At 46.2% G+C, this 3,633-nt stretch carries 3 protein-coding genes; 2 read left to right on the forward strand and 1 reads right to left on the reverse strand.

All coding sequences use genetic code 11. The features are described 5' to 3' along the window. Positions 1 to 128: 128 nt before the first annotated feature. Positions 129 to 1,487 carry an SUMF1/EgtB/PvdO family nonheme iron enzyme gene (locus PX636_RS02630; RefSeq protein WP_288116144.1) on the reverse strand — a complete coding sequence of 453 codons (1,359 nt, stop codon included), beginning with the start codon at positions 1,485 to 1,487 and terminating at the stop codon, positions 129 to 131. Positions 1,488 to 1,785: 298 nt separating this feature from the next. On the opposite strand from PX636_RS02630, the gene PX636_RS02635 reads away from it, so the two are divergent. Continuing rightward, entirely contained in the window at positions 1,786 to 3,246 is a 1,461-nt protein-coding gene (locus PX636_RS02635; RefSeq protein ID WP_288116145.1) for an efflux RND transporter periplasmic adaptor subunit, read from the forward strand. Positions 3,247 to 3,314: 68 nt separating this feature from the next. Next, positions 3,315 to 3,632, forward strand: coding sequence for a four helix bundle protein (locus PX636_RS02640; protein WP_288032325.1), 318 nt, complete (start codon positions 3,315 to 3,317; stop codon positions 3,630 to 3,632). Position 3,633: the final 1 nt, after the last annotated feature.

Here is a 3,633-nt window from a genome sequence, read left to right on the forward strand (position 1 = left end):
AATTGTTAAGCAAAAATCGACCAAATGGGTCGAGTTCGCCCCTACAAAATCGACCCGCCTAAGGGCGGGAAAGAAAAGAAAAAAGAAAAAATAGGGAATGAGGGTAAAAGGGGAAAAAGGAAAAAGGGTTAGAGAGTTCTCCCGAAAACGCAGGCTACCCGAAAACCGTAATTGTTGATGCGGTTGACGCGGCGGAAGTAGTAGTCGTAGCGAATCGCGGAACGGCAGTAAGTAGGATTGTAGCCCCAGGAACCGCCCCGCAGAGGAGAACGATTATCATTACCATTTTCTATCCAGACACTGCCATCCGTCGGCGCACCGTCATAGTTATCGTGCCAAGTATCGGCGCACCACTCCCGGACATTGCCGTGCATATCGTACAGTCCAAAGGCGTTTGGGGGAAATTGTCCCACGCGAGTTGTTTCGTTTCGATATTCTCCGTTCGGTTCATCGGCGTAGGTATTACTGGCATTGTAGTTAGCCAATTCCCCCGTAATGGTTTCCCCAAAGTAAAATGGGGTGGTGGTTCCAGCACGACAGGCGTACTCCCATTCCGCCTCACTGGGAAGTCGGTATTCCCCTCCCGTTAGTTTTGATAATCTCGCACAGAACTCGATCGCATCGTACCAGTTGACTTGTTCCACGGGACGGCGATCGCTATCGGGACGGTCTTTAAAATAGGCTGGCTTGAAATCAAGGTCTTGTTTAACTTTTAAATCCGTGCGAGAGGCGATCGCTTTCCACTGGGCCTGGGTGATGGGGTATTTACCCATAAAGAAGGGTGGGACAGTTACTTCATGTTGTGGTCTTTCCCTTCTAAATCCTTCCCAATTAAATTTTTTAACCAGTCTTTCGATTTCCTCATCTTCTGTTCCCATCAGGAAAGTTCCCCCCGGAATGGCGACCATTTCTAAGGTGATGCCTTTGCCCAGATCTTCCCTGAAATATTGGGACTGTTTCGACTCTTTTCTAATTTGCTCACCCTTCGCATTTACTCCCACCACCTCAAAGTTAAATACTGATAACAGTTGTTTTGGCTCTTCCGGTTCAAGCTTGAACTGATAGCCAATTGCTCTTTCTAGTTGCTCAAATCCGTCTTCTTCCCAATAATCAAGCCGGTGAATATCTCGCAGATTCAAGCTAACTTCTGCACTTCGCAGATCAGGAATTTCGCATTCTTCTAACCTCATGGGAATAAAAAAAATTGTCCCCGGTAGCATCTGTCCCAAGGTATCAAGTGCAATCCTCAACTCCCGTTGGATGTATCCCTGCTTATTAGCCGATTTCCCTGACAGACAGGCGAGAAAAATCTGACTAGCTTTAATCGCTTTCGGAATTTCATCTCGCCAAATTTGACCCGGAATCAGGTCTTTTTTATCCAACCAAGGTTTATATCCCGCTTGCTTGAGGCGGTCATACAGTGCCAAAACTGCTGGTTTGTCCTCACTGGCATGGGCCAAGAAAATTTGGATCTCTGACTTTTTCATAACTTTTTCTTATGACCACAAGTAGGGGAGAGCCAGATTAACTGGCATAAAATCTCTAAATAAACCATTTAATTGATTATTACTCATTCTTAATTCTCCTGTCTCCTGTCTCGGAGTCTCCTGACTACTGCCTACTGTCTCCTGACTACTGCCTACTGAATCCTCACCAACCACGACAATTTGGGATTTTTACAGCAAGTCCACTTTCTCACTTTCCCCACCCGTGACCTTTTTCCGTTAGATTATAAATGGATACAAAACTTAACATTTTATCCAGAATCTACCGAGAGGGCAGACCGTGCGGCCAGATACCCTAGAAAATAACCAGCATTCAGCCGATAATTCGCTAGTTCCCGAAGTTATCGCATTTAAACCCGAAATTGAGCCAGAGAAAACCGAATACTCGCCAAAACCGACAAAAACCAACTCTTGGCTATCGGGAGGAAAGGGTTTATTTATCGGTGTGGGATTGGGGGTTTTATTGACCCTGGGGGCGACTCGTTTCGCTAATCGACCCCAAACAGCCCAAAACCCCAATACTCAGCCCGTAGCGGCAAAAAATGAAGCACCAGCACAAACAGTAACCACCACTAGGGTAGAATTTACTCCCGTGGCCCGCACCCTGAAAGCGACTGGAAGCGTGGCAGCCGATGAATTAATCCCGATTCTTTCCCAAGCGACGGGACTACAAATCAAAGAAATCTTTGTGGATGAAGGGGATAGGGTCAGCCAAGGTCAAATTTTGGCTCGTCTCGATGATACCGTCCTACAAGCGCAATTAACCCAAGCACAGGCAAATGTCGCCCAATCCCGGGCGCGTTTGGCAGAATTGCAAGCGGGTAGCCGTAAAGAGGAGATCGCTGGAGCTAAACAAACTATTCAACGCATAAAAGCCGAAATTAGTCAAGCTCAATCGGATTGGGATTTGGCCAAAAAACGCGTCCAGAGAAACCAAAGTTTAGAAGCGGAAGGAGCGATCGCCCGGGATCGTCTCGATGAAGTCCTCAATGAAGAAAGAAAGCAAGCGGCGATCGTACAACAGACCCAATCCCGTTTAGGAGAAGCAGAGCAGCAACTGGCACAATTGCAAGCAGGCAATCGTCCTGAAGTGATCGCCCAAGCTACAGCCCAATTAGCGGAAGCTCAAAGCCGTTTAGCCATTGTTAACGCCCAATTAAACGAGACGCGCCTGATTTCTCCGGTCAGTGGCAAAATTGCCGAAAGAAATGGCCGCATCGGGGATACCACCAACGGTCAAAATGCTCTCTTTAAAATCATCGAAAATGGGCGTTTAGAGCTAAGATTGCGGGTTCCTGAGAATCAATTGCCCTTAATCCGCGTCGGAGCGCCCGTTACTATCACTTCCGATGCTAATACCAGTCTGAAACTATCGGGACAGGTGCGCGAAATTAATCCCATCGTCGATGAGGCATCCCGTCAAGCAACGGTTAAAGTCGATTTAACCGACAATACAGGATTAAAACCGGGGATGTTTTTACGAGGTGCGATCGTGACGAATACTAGCAACAGTTTAACCGTCCCCATGACCGCAGTTTTACCCCAAAAAGATAATCAAGCTCTAGTTTATTTAGTTGAACCTGATAACACCGTTACCGCCAAAACTGTGCAATTAGGTCAAATTATGCCGAATAATCGCGTGGAAATTCTCACCGGTTTACAAGCGGGCGATCGCATTGTGGTCAAAGGGGCAGCCTATCTCGGTGATGGCGACAAAATTACAGCAATCAGTGATCAGTAATCAGTGATCAGTGATCAGTAAACAGTGATCAGTAATCAGTAATCAGTGATCGGTAGCGGGGCAAACAGATGGAGAGTAAAGTTTATGATAAAGCTTATAAATTTGCCATTAGGATTGTTAAAGGCTATAAATATTTGTGTGAGACTAAACAAGAATATGTTTTGTCAAAACAGCTATTAAGGAGTGGCACTTCAATCGGGGCTAACATTGCCGAGGCTAATGGAGCTATTTCTCAAGCTGATTTTCGAGCTAAAATGTCAATAGCTTATAAGGAATGTCTAGAAACAAAGTATTGGCTGTCTCTATTGAAAGACACGAATTACATAGGGTCTGCTGAAAAAGTTTTTCGTAGGGACAGGGTGTGGGGTGTGGGGTGTGGGGTGTAGG

The organism is Microcystis sp. M53598_WE2, assembly GCF_030067735.1.
GTDB lineage: Bacteria > Cyanobacteriota > Cyanobacteriia > Cyanobacteriales > Microcystaceae > Microcystis > Microcystis aeruginosa.